At 70.0% G+C, this 17,804-nt stretch carries 14 protein-coding genes and 1 pseudogene; 4 read left to right on the top strand and 11 right to left on the bottom strand.

Going from position 1 to position 17,804, the window contains the following annotated elements; genetic code table 11:
- Positions 1–148: 148 nt before the first annotated feature.
- Positions 149–1,519: an amino acid permease gene (locus tag V8690_RS33945; RefSeq protein ID WP_338783900.1), complete on the bottom strand. Its 1,371-nt coding sequence runs from the start codon at positions 1,517–1,519 to the stop codon at positions 149–151.
- Positions 1,520–1,661: 142 nt separating this feature from the next.
- On the opposite strand from V8690_RS33945, the gene mmuM reads away from it, so the two are divergent.
- Positions 1,662–2,573 carry a homocysteine S-methyltransferase gene (gene mmuM, locus V8690_RS33940; protein ID WP_338783899.1) on the top strand — a complete coding sequence of 304 codons (912 nt, stop codon included), beginning with the start codon at positions 1,662–1,664 and terminating at the stop codon, positions 2,571–2,573.
- 168 nt (positions 2,574–2,741) lie between these two features.
- A complete protein-coding gene (locus V8690_RS33935; protein ID WP_338783898.1) occupies positions 2,742–3,800 on the top strand; it encodes a LacI family DNA-binding transcriptional regulator in 1,059 nt (352 codons plus the stop codon).
- Between the two features lie 15 nt (positions 3,801–3,815).
- Here V8690_RS33935 and V8690_RS33930 read toward each other — a convergent pair whose 3' ends face one another.
- From V8690_RS33930 to V8690_RS33920, 3 genes are read right to left on the bottom strand one after another with little or no spacing between them, the layout of a single operon-like run.
- Positions 3,816–4,388 carry a hypothetical protein gene (locus V8690_RS33930; protein WP_338783897.1) on the bottom strand — a complete coding sequence of 191 codons (573 nt, stop codon included), beginning with the start codon at positions 4,386–4,388 and terminating at the stop codon, positions 3,816–3,818.
- A gap of 17 nt (positions 4,389–4,405) precedes the next feature.
- Positions 4,406–4,852 (bottom strand): hypothetical protein, encoded by a 447-nt coding sequence (locus V8690_RS33925; protein ID WP_338783896.1) that lies wholly within the window; start codon positions 4,850–4,852, stop codon positions 4,406–4,408.
- A complete protein-coding gene (locus tag V8690_RS33920) occupies positions 4,849–5,385 on the bottom strand; it encodes an ATP-binding protein (protein WP_338785543.1) in 537 nt (178 codons plus the stop codon). Before V8690_RS33920 ends, V8690_RS33925 begins: the two co-directional genes overlap by 4 nt.
- 85 nt (positions 5,386–5,470) lie before the next feature.
- On the opposite strand from V8690_RS33920, the gene V8690_RS33915 reads away from it, so the two are divergent.
- Positions 5,471–6,304 carry a helix-turn-helix transcriptional regulator gene (locus tag V8690_RS33915; RefSeq protein WP_338783895.1) on the top strand — a complete coding sequence of 278 codons (834 nt, stop codon included), beginning with the start codon at positions 5,471–5,473 and terminating at the stop codon, positions 6,302–6,304.
- Positions 6,301–6,489 (top strand): DUF397 domain-containing protein, encoded by a 189-nt coding sequence (locus tag V8690_RS33910; RefSeq protein ID WP_338783894.1) that lies wholly within the window; start codon positions 6,301–6,303, stop codon positions 6,487–6,489. Before V8690_RS33915 ends, V8690_RS33910 begins: the two co-directional genes overlap by 4 nt.
- Here the strand turns inward: V8690_RS33910 and V8690_RS33905 are convergent.
- From V8690_RS33905 to V8690_RS33875, 7 genes and pseudogenes are all read right to left on the bottom strand, one after another.
- A complete protein-coding gene (locus tag V8690_RS33905; RefSeq protein WP_338783893.1) occupies positions 6,437–7,981 on the bottom strand; it encodes a carboxylesterase family protein in 1,545 nt (514 codons plus the stop codon). The genes V8690_RS33910 and V8690_RS33905 overlap by 53 nt on opposite strands.
- A gap of 123 nt (positions 7,982–8,104) precedes the next feature.
- Positions 8,105–9,352, bottom strand: a complete 1,248-nt coding sequence (locus V8690_RS33900) for an alginate lyase family protein (RefSeq protein WP_338783892.1) — start codon at positions 9,350–9,352, stop codon at positions 8,105–8,107.
- A gap of 26 nt (positions 9,353–9,378) precedes the next feature.
- Positions 9,379–12,719: pseudogene (locus tag V8690_RS33895) on the bottom strand (alginate lyase family protein).
- Positions 12,716–14,248, bottom strand: a complete 1,533-nt coding sequence (locus V8690_RS33890) for a glycosyl hydrolase family 28 protein (protein ID WP_338783891.1) — start codon at positions 14,246–14,248, stop codon at positions 12,716–12,718. The pseudogene V8690_RS33895 and the gene V8690_RS33890 overlap by 4 nt, the downstream one beginning before the upstream one ends.
- Before the next feature lie 34 nt (positions 14,249–14,282).
- Positions 14,283–15,146 (bottom strand): carbohydrate ABC transporter permease, encoded by an 864-nt coding sequence (locus V8690_RS33885; protein WP_338783890.1) that lies wholly within the window; start codon positions 15,144–15,146, stop codon positions 14,283–14,285.
- Entirely contained in the window at positions 15,143–16,141 is a 999-nt protein-coding gene (locus tag V8690_RS33880; protein ID WP_338783889.1) for a sugar ABC transporter permease, read from the bottom strand. Before V8690_RS33880 ends, V8690_RS33885 begins: the two co-directional genes overlap by 4 nt.
- Positions 16,138–17,487 carry an extracellular solute-binding protein gene (locus tag V8690_RS33875; RefSeq protein ID WP_338783888.1) on the bottom strand — a complete coding sequence of 450 codons (1,350 nt, stop codon included), beginning with the start codon at positions 17,485–17,487 and terminating at the stop codon, positions 16,138–16,140. The genes V8690_RS33880 and V8690_RS33875 overlap by 4 nt, the downstream gene beginning before the upstream one ends.
- Between the last annotated feature and the right edge of the window lie 317 nt (positions 17,488–17,804).

Genomic DNA, 17,804 nt, shown 5'->3' with positions numbered 1-17,804 from the left:
AGCAGGGCGCGCAGGAGGCGGGTCGCGCGGGCGGGGGGCGATGCGCAGTTCGGTGAGGGTCCGCCAGTTCGACGACTCGCGCTGACCGACCCAGCAGCAGACCGCGCAGATACACCCCGCCCCACCGTCGAACGGACCTGGCCAAGCCCTACCAGTCAGCCGTCTCCCGCCGCCCCCGCAGCCACACGTACACCGGAATCCCGGCGAACAGGAACAGTACGCCCTGGTAGACGGCCGCGTAGCCGGCGCCCGCGATCAGCCAGAAGGAGAAGCCGAAGGAGAGGACGGCGACGGTCAGGTCGCGGGCGAGGCCCGCGGGGCGGACGCGGGCGCGGGTGCCGCGGGCCAGCCAGTACAACTGGGCGGCGGCCGACAGCAGGTACGGCACGCAGCCGGTGAACGTGGTGATCAGGACGAGGACGCGGAACGTGGTGTCCGGGCCCGCCGTGTAGTTGAGGGCGATGAGGAGCGTGCCGAGGATCGCGCAGGCCCAGACGCCGAAGCCGGGGACGCCGCCCTTGCCGACCCGGGCGAAGGGCGCGGGGAAGAGACCGTCGCGGGCGGCGGCGTACGGCATCTGCGCGGCCATGAGGATCCAGCCGTTGAGGCAGCCGGTGATCGAGACGACGGCGACCAGGGCGATGACCGTGCCACCCCAGGAGCTGCCGGTGAGGGCGTTCACCGCGTCGGCGAACGGGGCGCCGGAGCCGACGAGCCGGCTGTGCGGGACGAGGCCGAAGACGGCGACCGTGCCGAGGATGTAGACCAACGCCGAGGCCAGGGTGCCGAGGACGCTCGCCCGGGCGACCGTGCGCCCGGGGTCGCGGACCTCGCCCGCGCTGACCGCGGCCGACTCGACCCCGAGGAAGCTGTACAGCAGCAGCGCGGCGGAGGCGGCCAGCGCGCCGGAGACGCTCTGGCCGGAGGCGTTGAACGGGCCGAAGTTGTCCGCGTCGACGAAGAAGAGGCCGATGGTCGCGAGGAGGAGCAGCGGTACGAACTTCAGGATCGTCGAGACGACCTGTACCGTGCCGACCCAGCGGGTGCCCGCGAAGTTGGCGGCGGCGGGCAGCCAGAGAGCGGCCATGGCGACGGCGGCCTGGAGGGCGTGGTTGCCGTGCAGGGGTGTCAGGACGTCGACATAGCCGACGACCGCGACGGCCAGGGCGGCGATGCTGACCCAGCACATCGTCCAGTACGACCAGGCCGACAGGAACCCGGCGAACTCGCCGAACGCGTCCCGCGGGTAGACGTACAGCCCGCCCGTGACCGGGCTGCGCCGCGCCAGCCTGCCGAAGAGCAGCGCGAGGGCGACCGCGCCGACCGAGAGCACGACGAAGGCGAGCAGGCTGACCGTGCCGTAGGGGGCGACGGTGGCGGGCAGGGCGAAGATGCCGCCGCCGATGATGTTGCCCATGACGAGGGCCGTGGCGGCGGCGAGGCCGAAGGTGCGACGGGGAGTGGGCGCCGGGGCCGGCTCGACGGGTTCGGCGGCCTCGGCGGGGCTGGGCACGGTCATGGGCGTTCCTGACGAGCGGAGGGGGAGGGGGAGGGGGGAGGGCTGTGATCGTAACCCGCCGTCCCATATGCTGGGCGACCTGTTCATGTACTGGACACAATCGGCTGGGGTCCCCCGCCGGGTCTCGACTACCGTCGTCCGTATGACCAGCACCCTCACCCTCGCCGAAGCCCTCGCCGCCGGGACCGTCGTCCTCGACGGCGGTATGTCCAACCAGCTCGAGTCGGCCGGGCACGACCTGAGCGACGAGTTGTGGTCGGCGCGGCTGCTCGCGGAACAGCCGGAGGCGATCACCGAGGCGCACCTCGCCTACTTCCGGGCGGGCGCCGACGTGGCGATCACGGCCAGCTACCAGGCCACGTTCGAGGGCTTCGCCAAGCGCGGGATCGACCACGACCGCGCGGCCGGACTCATGGCGCTCAGCGTCGAGTTGGCGCGGGACGCGGCCCGGCTCGCACGCGTCTCCCGTCCGCTGTGGGTGGCGGCCTCGGCCGGTCCGTACGGGGCGATGCTCGCGGACGGCTCGGAGTACCGGGGCCGCTACGGCCTCACTGTCGACGAACTGGAGCGTTTCCACCGCCCCCGCCTGGAGGTGCTGGCCGCCGCCCGCCCCGACGTCCTCGCCCTGGAGACGGTCCCCGACGCCGACGAGGCCACCGCCCTGCTGCGGGCGGTGCGCGGGCTCGGGGTGCCGGCCTGGCTGACGTACTCCGTCGCCGGTGGCCGCACGCGCGCGGGTCAGCCGCTGGAGGAGGCCTTCGCCCTGGCCGCCGAGGCGGACGAGGTGATCGCGGTCGGCGTGAACTGCTGCGCACCCGAGGACGTGGACACCGCCGCCGCGACCGCGGCCCGGGTCACCGGCAAGCCGGTCGTCGTCTACCCCAACAGCGGCGAGGCCTGGGACGCCGACGCCCGCTCCTGGACCGGCCGCTCCACCTTCACCGCCGACCAGGTGAAGGGCTGGCAGCAGTCCGGCGCGCGCCTGATAGGCGGCTGCTGCCGGGTGGGCCCGGAGGCGATCTCGGGCATCGCGGGGACGCTGGGGGCGGTGTAGGAGCGGCACAGCGGCGTACGTGCTCACCGCCGCGTCGCCAGTCCGCGCACAACCCTCCTCCCCTCCCCTCGCCACTGCTAGCCTCCGTCCAGGGAACCGGTTGCCGACGCGTTGCCGCAGTTCCCGCGGGGTGGGTGCGGACCGGCGCCCGGGAGAGACGAGGCAGTGATGACGAGGAAGAGCGGGGACGCGAGCCGCAGCACGATCCGGGATGTGGCGGCCCGCGCGGGGGTCTCGGCGTCGACGGTGTCACGGGTGCTGGGCGGCGTGTACCCGGTGAGCGCGGCGACGCGCGGGCGCGTCATGCGGGCGGTCCGCGAGCTGGACTACGTCGCGGACGCGCGGGCGAAGGCGATCGCGGGCGTCGGCACGCCCACGCTGGCGTTCGTGCTGGAGGACATCACCGGCCCGTCGTTCGCGCACATGGCCCACGGCGTCGAACGCGAGGCGACCCGCCTCGGTCACCTCTGCCTGGTGTGCAGCACGGAGGGCGACGTCCGGCACGAGCTGGAGTTCGTCGAGATGATGCGAGCCCAGCGCGCCGCCGCCGTGATCCTGGTCGGCGGCACCGCCGACACCCCCGAGTACCGCGAACGCACCCACCGCATGGCCGACTCCCTCGCCTCGGCCGGTTCCCGCCTGGTCCTGTGCGGCAGACCACCACTGGACCCCGGCGCCCCGGTGACGGTCATCGAGTACGACAACGAGGGCGGCGCCTACACCCTGGTCGCCCACGTCCTCGCCCAGGGCCACCGCCGGGTGCTGTTCCTCGGCGGCCGGACGGACCACACCACGGCCCTGGGCCGCGAACGCGGCTATCTCGCCGCCCACCGGGCCCGGGGCCTGACCCCCGACCCGTCCCTCCTCCTGCACGGCGACTTCACCCGCGACGCGGGCCACCGCCTCATGCAGCAAGCACTCAAGGACGACCTCGACTTCACGGCCGTGGTGGCCGCCACGGACATGGTCGCCGCGGGCGCCCTCACCGCCCTGCACGAGGCGGGCCTGACCGCCCCCGGCGACATCTCCCTCGCCGGCTACGACGACATCCCCTTCGCCCGCGACCTGCACCCCGCCCTGACGACGGTCCACGTCCCCTACGAGGAACTCGGCCGCCTCGCCGTCCGCACGGCCCTGGAACACACGCCGGGCTCCCCGGACGAGCATCTGCTGCTGGGCACGCACGTCGTGGTGCGCGACTCGGTGGGGCCGCCCCCGCCCCGCTGAGCGGTGGATCGAGGCTCAGGGCTTGACGTCCTCGATCGAGCTGGGGCCCATCTGGGACGCGGAGGTGAACTCCGGCATCGTCGCGGGCTGGTCGAAGAGGAAGAAGCTCTGGTTCATGCCGAGGGTGAACTCCAGGTAGGCACCCGTGGTGGCGTCGAAGCCGTAGTAGGTGTTGCAGGTCCCGGCCCCGTCGCTGTAGGTGCCGTCCATTTCCGGGAGCGGGACGTTGACTATGCCGTTGGTGCCCGATTTCGTCTTCGTCGGTGGTGTTCCCAGCGCACAGTACGAGACGGGGAGGCCCTTCAGAACGAAGTAGCCGTACTCGCCCTTGGCGTTCTGAAGGTAGACGTAGCTGAGTTTGCCTTTGGAACCGGCCTTTCCCCACGTCTTGATCCACCTGTTGATGGTCTCTCGCGTCGTCGAGTACTCGGGGACCTCAATCGGCTGGTTCGCCACCAGTTTGTCGTAGCCCCTCTCCTTCGCCTTCGTCTCCGTCTCCTGTGAGGAATCGTCTTCGCAGGCGGCTGCGCCGAAGCCGGCCAACAGAACGGCGGCGACGGCCAGTACGGTCCGGGTGACGCGTTTCATGACCCTTCTCCTCTTCGTCACGGCGCGCACGTGGTGTTCATGTCGTTCACGTCCAACCGCGGGGGCAGGTCCTCGTCCTTGAAGGCGCTCCGGTGCTCCTGCGCGGCCTTGGCGTTGTATTCGTTGACCGCTTCGATCCGGGACGACTTCAGGGCGGTGAGGGAGGTGTTGATCTGCGCCCGCCTGGACTCGGAGGCCGTCTTGTTCTCCTCTTCCAGAGTCTTGATGGTCCCTTCTTTGGACTGCACCGTGGAGCAGAGTCCGAAGAACTCCTCGTACGTGGCGATCCGGAACGCACCTGAACCTTCGGTGCCGTCGCGCTTGTCGACTTCGCCGCGGAACGGGGCAGTCAGCCAGCTGACGCCACCGACTACGAGAGTGATGATCAGGCCGACCGTGACCAGGGCGGCAATACCGCCGATGACCCAGAATCCGGTCTTGAGCTCTTCCCGGGGCGCGCTCATGGTTCTTCCTTCGGGGATGGGCAATTCATCACGGACAGCTCACCCACGCACGCTACGGAGCGGCCCCGGGACCCCTCCCGAAAGCGGCCTTCGAACTCGCACCACACGATCTTGCCGGGACACCTCGCCCCCACGCCCCACTTGTCCGCCAGCTCCGACACCAGCAACAGGCCCCGCCCGCCCTCGCGGGGCTCCCTGGCGTCCTGCCGCGGCAGCACCGGCTCGCCGTCACCACTGTCGTGCACCTCGACCCGTACGCCACCGTCCTCGCCGAACGGCACCAACCTCAGCAGGAATCCACGGCCGGGCGGCACGCCGTGCACCAGCGCGTTCGTCGCCAGTTCGCTCACGCACAGCAGTAGGTCCTCCGCGCGCCCGCACCCGCCCCAGTCCATGAGCGCGTCGCGCGCGAACGCGCGTGCGGCCGGAACGGACTGGCGCTCCCGGCGGTAGAACCGCTCGCGTGGAGACGGGTGGGGGAAGAGGAGTGGAGTTTCGTCGTTCACGAGACGACAGTCACACTCCGTGGCCATCATGGAACAGACCGCGCACTCGTACAGCCATGTTGTACGTGCGCGGAACAGTGCAAGTACGCGCGTGGGTGGGGAGTTCGCCGCCATGAGCACCACGACACGGTCACGACGGTCACGCAGGAACGCCTCGGCGATGAAGATGGTGGGTGCGCTGCTCGCCCTCTTCCGGGAGGCGGCCGGGTATACGCAGAAGTCCCTCGGGGAGATCTTCGTCGTCGGCGAGCAGCAGATCGCGTCCATCGAGCAGGGCAGACGACCGCTGAAGATGGATCTCGCCGAGCAGTTGGACCAACTCCTGGACACCAAGGGGGCGTTGGTGGCTGCGCTGTCGGAGATGCCGGAGGTGGATCTCATCCCGTTGTGGGCGGAGGAGTTCCTGGATCGGGAGCGGGAGGCGATCGCGATCTCGTCCTACGAGAACCAGGTACTGCCGGGCCTCCTCCAGACGGAGCCGTATGCGTGGGCGGTGTTCCGCAGTCGCGTGCCGTTCTACGACGAGGACACGATCGCCCAGTTGGTGGCGGCGCGCATCGAACGCCAGGGGATCCTGCAAGGCAAGAACCCGCCCATCACCTGCTTCGTGGTCTGGGAGCCGGTCTTACGAGCGCCCATCGGCGGCAGGGAGGTCTGGGTCGAGCAGTTGCGGCACCTGCGCGCGTGTTCGGAACTGCCAGGGCTCATGTTCCAGGTCCTGCCGATGAACCGAACCAGTCACGCGGGCCTCAACGGTCCGTTCGTCCTGCTGGAAACTCCCGAACACCAGCGGCTCGCCTACGCGGAGAACCAGCGCGGCAGCCAGCTCATCGCCGACCCGGATGAGGTGGCGATCCTTACGCAGAAGTGTGCGATGCTGCGGTCACAGGCCCTCACCCCCGAGGACACGAGGGACCTGCTGGACCGTCTTCTGGGAGAGGCATGAGCAGCACCGCACCTGAGTGGTTCAAGTCCAGCTACAGCGGCGACGAGGGCGGCAACTGCGTCGAAGTAGCTACTCGCCCCACCGCCGTCCACATACGCGACAGCAAAACCCCCACCACCCCCCACCTCACCATCACACCCGCCACCTGGACCGCCTTCCTGTCGGCACTGGCTCCTCAGGAGTGACGGCGGCGGCGTCGGTTGCCCACAGGGCGAGTTCGCGGTCCCGGGGGCCGTACGTCGTGTAGGCCACGCCGTTCTCGGCGTCCGGTGCGCGGTCTCCGAAGACGCGCACCGGGTGGGCGGCGTCCCAGCGTTCCCAGCCCGGGTCGCCGTCCGTGGCGAAGCGCACCCAGGCGGCGTGCATCGCGTCGGCCAGCTCCTGCGGGGCGCCTTCTCCGGCCAGTTTGCGGGACTCCGGGACGTCCCCCGTGTCGAAGACGAAGCCGAGTTCCAGCGCGTGGCAGGAGCCGAGGCCGGGGAGGTTCGAGGGCCAGGCGAACTCGTAGACGTACGACGGTTCCGTGCGGGCATCGGCCAGGTGGTGCAGGGGGACGCGCAGGAGGTGGTCGGTGACGAGCTGGCCGATGATGTCCGCCGTGCCCGCCTCGGGGTGCAGGGCGCGGTAGCCGCGCGGGACCTCGCTGCCGCAGTGGCAGCGGGCCATGGCACCCGCGAAGGCGACGGCTCCGAGGCGGTCGACGCGCTCCAGGAGGCCGCCCGGGACCAGCCACAGCCGGTACTCGTCGCGGGTCCAGCCCATCATCAGCTCCACGCCCGGGGCGGCGCCGCCCTCGGTGAGGGCCTCCAGGGGGTCGCGCGGGACGGTGTCGCCGTCGATGACGATGCCGAAGGCGGGGCCGCCGACCACCGGGCTGCTGAGCTTGCCCACCTCGGCCTGGGTGTGCAGCAGCAGGTCGCGGTCGACGGCGGCGAAGGCCTCGGCGGTGGCGGGGATCTTCAGCCGGGAGGCCATACGGCGCACCACCCGCCGTACCTTGGCCCGTTCGGACGCCTCGGGCGGCCCGCTCTGGAGGACCGCCCGCCGGACCAGCCCCTGGGTCTGCGGGGCGGCGATGAGGGCACCGATGCTGATCGCCCCGGCGGACTGGCCGAAGAGGGTGATGCGGCCGGGGTCGCCGCCGAAGGCCTCGATGGCCTCGTGCACCCAGGTCAGGGCGGCGATCTGGTCGCGCAGGCCGGGGTTCGGGGGTGTGTCCGGGAACAGGCCGTAGCCCTCCACGCCCAGTCGGTAGTTGATGGAGACGCACACGACGCCGTCGCGGGCGAAGGCATGGCCGTCGTAGACGGGGACGGCGGACGAGCCCCTGGTCAGGGCGCCGCCGTGCAGCCAGACGAGGACGGGGAGGCGGGCTCCGGAGTCGGGTTCCGGGGTCCAGATGTTGAGGTTGAGGCAGTCGTCGCCCGGCACGACCGGGTCGGACAGGTAGTGCGCGAAGGCCTCGGAGTACGGGGGTTTCGGCGGGGTGGGGCCGAAGGCGCCGGCGTCGCGGACGCCGTCCCAGGGTGGGAGAGGAAGGGGCGGACGGAAGCGGCGGGGGCCGAAGGGGGGCGCCGCGTACGGGATGCCGCGGAAGACCGCGACTCCCCGCTCGTACCTGCCGCGTACGGCCCCGTACGGGCTCCTGACCACGGGGTCCGTCTGGCCTGCCGTCATTCGCCCACCAGCCCTTCGCCGCGCTCGCGCACCGGAAATACCAGAGCATCACATCGCTCATGGGTATTCCGGTGCACGAGCCGGCTTGACCGCTATTTGGCGGACTCTTGGGCGACGGACACGCTATTTGGCGTACATCAGCGTGCCGAACCCGAGCTGGTCGAAGCCGCCGCTGGTGGTGCCGTAGTCACCTCCTCCGCCCTCGGGGGCGACCGAGAAGCACATCTGGGCGATGTACTTGTCGTCGAGGAGCAGGCGCCGGCCGTAGTGGTAGTGGAGCATCGCCCACACCGGACGGACCTGGCCGCGGGAACCGGAGCCGATCACGGTCTGTGACTGCTGGGCGCAGTTCTGGCCGCTGCCCCAGGTGTAGGTGGTGTAGGGCACGTTCATGTTCAGGTTGTACTTGGCGACGTACTGGGCGGCCTTCATGAAGCAGCGGCCGTCGTAGGAGTACAGGTCTTCGCCCTGGTTCCAGGCCATCTCGCAGAGGGCGCCCATCTGGCCCATGCCCATGATGGTGTGGCCCTGGTCGCGGCCGGACTCCTGCCACTGGCCGAGGTCGTAGCCCTCGACGCCCGGGTACAGGAACGGCACCGCGCGCCGGATCTGGCCGTTGCCGCCGCCGTTCTTGAAGTAGTTGACGGCCTGGTCGTACTTGGCGCCGTCGTCGCACAGGATCCCGATGGCCATGATCGAGGCCATGTTGCACAGGTCCCAGTTGGCCCAGTAGTTGGTGATGCAGGCGTCGTTGTGCTCGCGGAGGAAGCGGTCGTTGAGCGGGTAGAAGACGTTGAGCATCATCGTCTTGAACCGGTTGAGGTCGAACCCGGCGTAGCCGCGCATGAGCTCGGCGGCGTTCGCGAACTGCCAGCCGTAGAGGCCTGCGGCCAGGTACCGGTCGGCGTTGCCGGTGATCTCGGTGAGCGTGGACGACCAGGCGTTGAGGATGCGCACGGCGCAGTCGGCGTTGGCGGCGGTGCCGCCGACGTGCCAGCGCAGCGCGTTCTGGTAGGCGGCGTGGATGTCGTTGTAGAGCTGGGGGTAGTTCTGGCCGTCGCCGCCGCGGATGATCGTGGCGGTGGGGCGGGGCGTCCAGGTGGATGCCGAGTGGGAGTTGGCGGTCAGCCTGCGCCAGCCGGAGGCCCAGGGGTCGGTGCCCGCGGCGACCCTGACCTTGGCGCGGTTGATGTCGCCGGCGTTGTGCAGCATGCCGGGGTGGGTGAAGGTCGCCGGGGCCGCGTCCGCCGTGGTGGCGGTGGCGGTGGCGCCGAGGGCGAGGCCGGCGGTGAGGCCGCCGGCGGTCTTGAGCAGACCGCGGCGGCTCACCTGGCCGCCCTCGTGGTGCGTGTGGGGGGAAGTGCGGCTCATGTGGGGGTTCTCCCATCCGTGGAGGATTACATGGGGGTGATGCTCACCTCGTCGAACTCGGTGGTGCTGCGGGTCAGGGGGCTGCGGGAGCAGACCACGAGGCCCACGTAGTAGGGGGCGTCACCGAAGCCGGGGATGTCTCCCTCGGCGAGGGGGGTCCAGGTGGCGCCGTCGTCGGACGAGACGGATGCGGTGAAGTGCGTCCCGGTGCGCTTCAGCCGCAGCAGGCAGGGGGCGGTGACCGCTCCGCTGCCCGTGAAGGTGGACCGGCCGGCGACGGTCGTGCGCAGCATCAGCTGCGCGCTCGTGCCGCCGGTGACGATCGTCCCGGCCGCCTGGTCGAACGGCGACAGGGACTTGGCCATGAGCAGGCCGACCCGGTCGCCGGTGGCCCCGGCGCGGGAGAGCAGGCGGGCGGTGACCTCGCAGTCGCCGGTGACGGGCCGTCGTACGAACTGGCCTGTCATGCCCTGGTTGTTGACGGTGAGGTCGGTCCCGGCGCCCCGTACCACGAAGGTCCCGTCCTGGTGGGAGGTGCTGCCCGGGGTGCGGACGGCGACCACGCCGAGGGTGCCGTAGGCGCGATCGTCGAGGATGACATCGCCCAGGTCGCCGTAGGTCCAGGGCGCGGGCGGCGGGGTGCCGACGGTGAGGGTGAGGGTGCCGGTGGCATCTCCGGCCGCGTTGCCCGCCATGGTGGTGACCTTGAACTCGCCCGTCTCGGTGGGTGTTCCGGAGATCAGGCCGGTGCGCCGGTCGACGCGCAGGCCGTCGGGCAGCCCGTCCGCGGCGAACCGGATCGGTTCGTGCGAGGCGCGCAGGACGTGCTTGAAGAGCTCGCCCTTGTTCGCGAACGCCGTGGTGGCGGAGGTGAGTTCCGGCTTGGAGGGCGCCGGCATGGTCGATGCGGCGGACTCCGACAGGGGGCCGCGTCCGGCGCAGTTGGTCTTGGCGACGGCATAGTGGTACGTCGTGCCGGGTGTGCCGGTGGCGTCGGCGTACCGGGGGCGGGTGCCGAAGCCGACCGCGCCGATGCCGGTGGCGATGGTCTCGTAGGGTCCGTCGGCCGTGGCGGCGCGCAGCACCTTGTAGCGGGCCGAGAGGTCCGGGGCGGTCCAGGCCAGCTCGACCGCGTCGGCGCCCGCGGTGGCCCGCAGATCGCCGGCGGCCGTGGCCGGGCGGGGTACGGACCAGACCTCGCCGGCGGTCCGGGAGGTGACGCTGACGTTGTCGAAGGCTCCTGTGCCGGTCTCGGCGTAGTCCTCGTCTACGCCGAGGCAGGAGGTGAGGGTGAGACCGACGTACGCGGTGCTGCCCAAGTCCACCTCACTGGAGCCGACTTCGGTCCAGCGGATGCCGTCCGGGGAGATGGCGCCGGTGCAGCGGTCGCCCCGGCGGGTCACGCGGACCCAGTACGGCATGCGCAGCCGGTAACCGTCGCCCGCGCCCTCGACGTACGGGGCCTCGAGCGGGGTCGCCGACTCGGGCAGCTCACCGAGGGAGGAAATCGGGAAGGCGGCGCTCGTGGTGATCGTCTGCTGCTGGGACGGCGGCACGGGTGTGCTGCCGGTGCCCTTGATCCCGGCTCCCGCCTTGGGCCGTACGGACCACACGCCGCTCCAGGTGTGCAGCGGCAGGCCCTGGATCAGCATGGCGGCGTGCGCGGCGTCCGCGTCCAGGCCGGCCCGTACGGTGACGCCGATCTTGGAGTACTGGGAGCTGAGCGGATACACGATCCGCGCGGTGATCGTGCCGTCGCCGCGCAGCGGGAGGGAGACCAGGCGGTGGGTGTCGGCGGTGCCGGACGCCTCCAGCACGAACCGCTCGCCGTCGAAGACGGCCGAGCCGGGGATTCTCACGTTCCCGACGTCCCGCGTCTCCCAGGGGTCGGGCAGCCCGGGGACCGCTGCGGCCCAGGCCGAACGGGCGCTGGTGCCCTGGGAGTTGGTGGCGGTGATCCGGTAGTAGGAGGGCCTGCCCGCACGGGCGTCACGGTCGGTGTGGGCCGGCTTGCCGAGGCCGGTCGCGATCGTCTCGTACGGTCCGTCGGCGCCGGTCGCCCGCAGGACCGTGTACGACTCGGCCCACGCCGACGGCACCCAGGTCACGGTGACGGACTTGTCGCCGCCCACCGCCGTGACACCGGCCGGAGCCGTGGGCCTGGCCGGGGACGGGGCGTTCGTCCCCGCGAAGGTGAGAGTGCCCCAGCTGGGCAGGTCGTCGTTGCTGCCCTCGACGACCCGGGCGCCGCCGGTGCCGCGGAAGACGGCCGCCTTGGTGTAGGGGGTGTCGAGGCCCCGGACACCGGCGTAGTGCGCGTAGGCCATCTCGTAGATCGGGGGAGGTTGCCGCGGACCTTGTCGGAGACGGTCGTCTTGATGTACTTGCCGGTGCGGTCCAGGTCGGGGACGAAGGGCACGTCGCCGCCGAGGTTGTAGCGGGCGGCGTACTCGGCGTTCTTCAGCAGCCGGTTGTCGTCGAAGGCGTACAGGTCGACGCCCTGGTTCCAGGCGACCTGCGCGGCGTCCGCGAGCAGGCCGACGGCGAGCTGCTCGTGGCCCTGGTCACGGCCGGACTCCTGGCCCTGGCCGGCATCGGTGACGATGCGGTGCGGGACGCTGCCGTTGCCCGCGCCGGCGGCGGCGAAGCGCAGCGCGTCCTCGAAGAGGGTGGGCTCCTCGCAGAACACGCCGATGGCCAGGATCGACTGGACGGACGTCAGGTCCCAGTTGCCGTTGGCGTAGAGCATGTAGCCGGAGATCGCCGGATACCAGACGCGCAGGAAGGACTCCTCGCAGCGCGCGATGTCCTCCTCGGCCCAGCCGTCGTAGCCGCTGTGCCTCAGCAGTTCGGCGGCGTTGACGAACTTGAAGACCTGGAGCCCGGCGCCGAGCGGCCCGTCGGCACCGGTGACGGCCGTCAGGGATGCCGACCAGGCGTTGAGGATGTCGCGGGACTTGTCGGCGTACGCCCGCTCGCCCGTGATGCACCACATCAGCGCGGTCTGGTAGGCGGCGGCCGAGTCGGCGACGGCCTGGTTCTGGAAGTTGGTGGGGCCGCGGCCCCAGGAGGTGATCTGGCCGGTGTTCTGGATGGCGTAGGTGGCCTTGGAGCGCGCGTGGGCCGCGAGCGCGAGGTAGCCGTCGTGGATCGGGGATTCCTTGGCGGCGACCGCGGCCTTCATGCGGGCCAGGTCGTCGGCGCTGTGCAGCAGCCCCGGGTGCGTGAAGGCGCGGGGCCCGGTGGTGCCGTCCTGGGCGGCGGCCCGGGCGGTGCCGGACGCGAGCAGGCCGCTCGCGCCCTGCACCAGCAGCAGGGCGGCCGCGCCGCCGAGGAAGTTCCGGCGGCTCGGAGCAGATGTGATCATGACGCGGCGGCCGCCTCGGCCTCGGCGGTGGTGAGGAACTTCAGGTTCGTCACGTGCTCGTTGACGAACATGGGCACGCCGTCCGACGCCAGATACCACCTCGGCTTGCCCGTGCTGTCGGCGATCACCCTGCCGTTGACGCGGAGGTTCTCGAAGGTGACGTCCTTGATCGCGTGCTCCGCGTCGAGGCCGGCGATGATCGAGAGGTCGGCGTTCTTGCCGTTGTAGCTGAGGTCCTTGATGTAGACGGACTCGATGGCGCGGCCTGCCGAAGTGTTGTACTTCGGGTTGTACTCGACCCGCATGTGGATGAGCTGGCCCCAGCGGAAGTCCTCCACGCGGATGTTGTCGAACTTGACGTCCCGGACGATGTTGCTGTCACCGACCATGAAGGCGATGGCGCCCTGGTAGGTCACCTGCGGCTCGCGGTGGTCGAGGATGTCGATGTTCTCGTAGCGCAGGTTCTCCAGCACCTCTGGGGTGTCGGAATTGCCGTGCACGCCGATGTTGATCGGGTGGGCGACATCGGCCCAGAGGGAGCAGTTCTTGACGGTGATGTTGCGGGTGTCGCCGTAGAAGTCCCAGCGGTGGGTGTAGAGAGCCACGCAGTCGTCGGAGGTGCGCAGGAAGCAGCCGTCGATCGTGACGTTCTCGGAGCAGTAGAGCTGGATGCCGTCACCCCAGCCCTGGTGACTGAAGGCACGCAGATTCTTGATGGTGAGGTTCTTGGACTCGGCGACCCTGATGTTCTCGTACCGGGGGTTGAGGATCGTGACGCCGTCGATCGTGACGTTCTCGCACTTGCGGACGAAGACCGCGCCGCCGGTCGTGTCGTAGACCACGCCGCGGCCGATCAGCCGGGAGTTCTCCACGCCCTCGAAGATCACGTTGGAGGTGAGGACGGCGCCCGGGGCCAGGTAGACGGTGGTGCCGGTGGGCACCTTCAGGGTTCGGTCGGGGTGGGTGTGCAGACCGGGTCCGAAGTACATGACCTTCTTGTCGCCCTCGGTGGGCACGTCCTGCTCGATCGGATTCGCGAACAGGTGCAGGCAGTCGAAGATCTTGTCGTCGATCTGGACGACGAGGTTGCGGGGCCGGTCCAGGGTGAAGCGCGCGGTGCTGCCGAGCACCTCGGGCTTGATGCCGTACGAGTCCGGGCGGATGCGGACCTTCTCGCCGCCGCCCGGGTTGTACGTGACCTCGACCTCGACCGTGCCGGAGAAGTCGAAGGCGGCCCAGGAGGAGCTCTGGGCTCTGTTGCTGCCGGTGTTCGCGTCGATCAGTGCGAGCTTGGCAAGGTAGACACCGAGCTTCTGCCAGGTGCCGCCGAGCGGCCGGACCTTGACGGTGAAGGAGTTGTTGACAGGCACCTTCGGAAGCGTCGGGTGGATGACCACGCTGTCGCCGGTGGTGCCGGTCTCATCCGCCGCGGCGGCCTGCGCGGTGCCCGCGATGCTGCCGGCCAAGCCGGCGGCAGCGATGACACCGGCGGCCTGGAGGGTGGTCCGGCGTGACAGGGGCGTGTTCATGCGTAACTCCTTGCAAAGGGTTCGGTAAGAGGGGCTACTTCAGTCCGGTCGTGGACATCCCGGCCACGAAACCGCGCTGGGCGATCAGGAAGATCAGCAGGATGGGGACGACGTACATCACGGATGCCGCGGCCTGGAGGTTGGCGACCGGGGTGCCGGCCGAGGTGACGTACGTCGTCATGACGGCGACGGCGAGCGTCGACTTGTCGGTGGACAGGAGGAGTTGGGGCGCGATGTAGTCGCCCCAACTCCAGGTGAAGGCGATCACGAAGCTCGCGGACAGCACCGGCCAGGACTGCGGCAGGAAGATCCGCCAGAAGATCATGCCGTAGCCGCAGCCGTCGACGATCGCGGCCTCCTCCAGCTCCCGGGGCAGCCCGGCGAAGAACTGCCGGAAGAGGAAGACCAGATAGGGAGCGGCGGCCAGTCCCCAGAACACCCACGGCCAGTACGTGTCGACCATGCCGAGCTTGGCGAAGATCAGGTACGTCGGCAGCAGGGTGATCATCTGGGGCAGCATCATCGAGCCGATGAGGATGCCGAACAGCGTCTTCTTGCCGGGGGCTTCCAGACGGGCGAAACCGAAGCCGACCCAGGCCGAGCTGAGCGTGACGAGCACGGCGTAGATCAGGGCGATGATCAGGGAGTTGCGGGCGTAGCCGAGGAAGTCGATCAGGTTGAAGGCGTCGGCGAAGTTCTGCCACTGGAAGTCGGTGGGCAGCCAGTGCACGGGCGAGGCGGCCAGTTCCGCCGGGGTCTTCAGGCCGGAGAGGATCAGCCAGCCGAAGGGGCCGACGAACAGCCCGGTGAGGGCGACGAGGACCGTGTAGAGGACGAGGCGGTTGGCGCGCACCCGCACCCGGGGCGCGGAGTTCGGGAGCAGGCTGGTGGCGGTCACTTCTTCGCCTCCGGGTCGACGTTGTAGAACACCACGCCGGACGTGAACTTGAAGATGAGTCCGGTCACGATGAGGATCAGGACGAAGAGCACCCACAGCAGTGCGGAGGCGTAGCCGTAGCGGCCGAGCGCGAAGTACTGCGAGAAGACGTGCATCATGTACAGGTAGTTGGACTGCGGCAGGGCGGTGACGCCGGCGGTGGTGCCGTCCGGTGACAGCAGCAGCGGCATGATGGTCTGCACGGAGGCGATCACGCCGGTCACGGTCTGGAAGAGCAGCACCGGCGACAGCAGCGGCACGGTGATGCTGCGGAAGGTCCGCCAGGCACTCGCCCCGTCGATCCGGGCGGCCTCGTGGAGTTCCCGGGGCACGTCCTGGAGCCCCGCCAGCGAGATGATCATGACGTTTCCGGCCGCCCACAGCACGCTCATCAGCAGCACGTAGCGGGCGTAGGGGTCGGCGAGCCAGCCCAGCGCGTCGAAGCCGAACAGGGTGATGACGCCGTTGGCGGCACCGGAGTTCTGGTCGAAGAGCGCCTTGAAGGTGAGGCCCACACCGACCGGGGGCACCACGGCCGGCAGGTAGAGCAGGGTGCGGAACAGCCCGCGCGCCTTGACCGGCCGGTTGACCAGGACGGCGAGCCCGAGCCCGGCGATGATCGACAGCGGCACCGACGTGATCGCGAACAGGCCGGTGCGGCCCAGGGAGTTCCAGGTCTGCGGGTCGGAGAACAGCTCGGTGTAGTTGCCGAGGCCGACGTAGCGCCAGTGCGGCGAGATGCCGTCGTACGTGGTGAAGCTCAGCCACAGCGCGTACGCCATCGGCACGATCGTCAGGAGCAGGAAACCGATGATCCACGGCGCGGTGAACAGGTAGAAAGCGCGGTGCCTGCGCGCGGTCATGGAGATCCGGGGCCGCCGGGCGGCCGGCGCGGCGCGGCCGGCACTCGCGGCCGGGCCGGTCCGCCCCGTGACGGGTATCTGGTCGACCGTCATCCCACTTGCTCCTTACCGCGCTTGAGCTGCTCGTTCATGGCCGAGTTCAGGCGGCCCGCGAGGGTGTCGACGGACATCCGGCCGTTCATCGCGGCCGGGGCCTCCTGGTTGAAGAGGGCGTAGAGCGAGTCCGCCGTGGCGTAGGGCGTGTAGGCGATCACCGAAAAGTGCTTCAGCTCGGCGTTCTGCACCTTCAGCACCCGCTTCTGGTAGTCCTCCTGGGTCGGCATCAGCGGGCGCAGGGACTTCAGCGTGGGGATGCCCCAGCCGCTGGAGGCGCGGGCCTTGGCCGGTCCCTCGCCGAAGAACCACTCGAAGACCCGCCAGGCGGCGTCCTTGTTCTTCGCCTTCTTCGGCATCCACAGTCCGGTGCCGGCCTGGCAGGGGCTGATCCGCTGACCGCCCTCGAACATCGGAGCCGGGGCCAGGCGGGCCAGTGGCGCCAGCTTCTTGTCGGCGTTGATCAGCCCGCCGAGCCAGTAGCCGGAGTTGGACATGGCCATGCGGTTCGCCTGGAACGTGGGGCCGTCCCAGGCGTTGGGGTCCGGCTGGATGATGCTCGGCCCGACCCTGACCCGGCCGTACTCGATGTACCAGTTCAGCGCCTTACGGGCCTCGGGGGTGGTGAAGTCGACCCGGGAGAAGTCGTCGCTGAACAGGCTTCCGCCCGCCGCCGCCGTCAGGCTCGCCAGCAGGTTGGGGGTGGACACGCCGTTGTAGCTGCCGCCGAAGACGGTCGTCTGGCCGCTCTTGCGCCGGGTGAGCCGCTCGGCGTTCTCCAGCCACTCCTCGAAGGTGACCGGCTCGGTCTCGGGCGGGTAGTCGACGCCCGCCTTGTCGAAGAGGGCGGTGTTGTACCAGAACATGGAGTCCTGGGAGAAGTCCTTCGCCATGCCGTAGCGGGGGCCCTTGCCCTGGGTTCGGCCGTCGAAGCGCCACAGGTCGTTGACCGGGTCCAGGTCGTCGACCCTGAGGACGCCGCTCCCGGCGAAGTAGGGGTCCAGGTCCTCCATCACGTCCCGCGCCGCGAAGTAGGGCGCGTCGGTGGCGCCGACACCGCGGACGAGGTCGGGCGGGGCGCCGTTGGTCATCATGCCGATGAGCTTGGTGATGTCGTAGCGCACCGTGACGATCTTGACGCCGATGTCCTTCTGGGCCTGTCTGACCAGCTCCGGGGAGATGTCGTCGGGCTTGACCATCAGCGTGACCGTCTCGCCGCCGCCGCTGACGCCGCCGGAGACCTGCATCGCGCAGCCGTTCAATGCCGCCGTACCGGTCGCGGCGCCGGCCGCGGAGAGGGCGAGGAATCGGCGGCGGCTCAGGGAAGCACCGGCATGTGGGTGCATGAACGCACCACCTCCTAGCTTTCCGGCTTGCTGTGGCAACCGGTTGTTGTGCGTGTGGCAGAGCTTCTTGCCGTCGGGATGGCGCGTCAAGAGCCTTGACGAATTTTCGAAAAGACTGTGTAACCTCGGCGTCATCAGCCAGAGCGCTGGTGAGTCCTGCTTTTGGCCGTCGCGATCAAGCCGCCGACGGGTGGTGGGACGCCCCTGACCAGGGGTGGGCGGGACCTCGTCTCGGCAAAGCAAGCTAGGGAACCGGTTGCCGGGGTGGCCGACCGGGGGCTCAGGTACCGACGGTGGCCCAGTCGGCCTGCACCTCC

The organism is Streptomyces sp. DG1A-41 (assembly GCF_037055355.1).
Taxonomy (GTDB): Bacteria; Actinomycetota; Actinomycetes; order Streptomycetales; family Streptomycetaceae; genus Streptomyces.
Note: the sequence above shows the minus strand (reverse complement) of the source record. Positions and strands in the feature narration are given on the sequence as shown.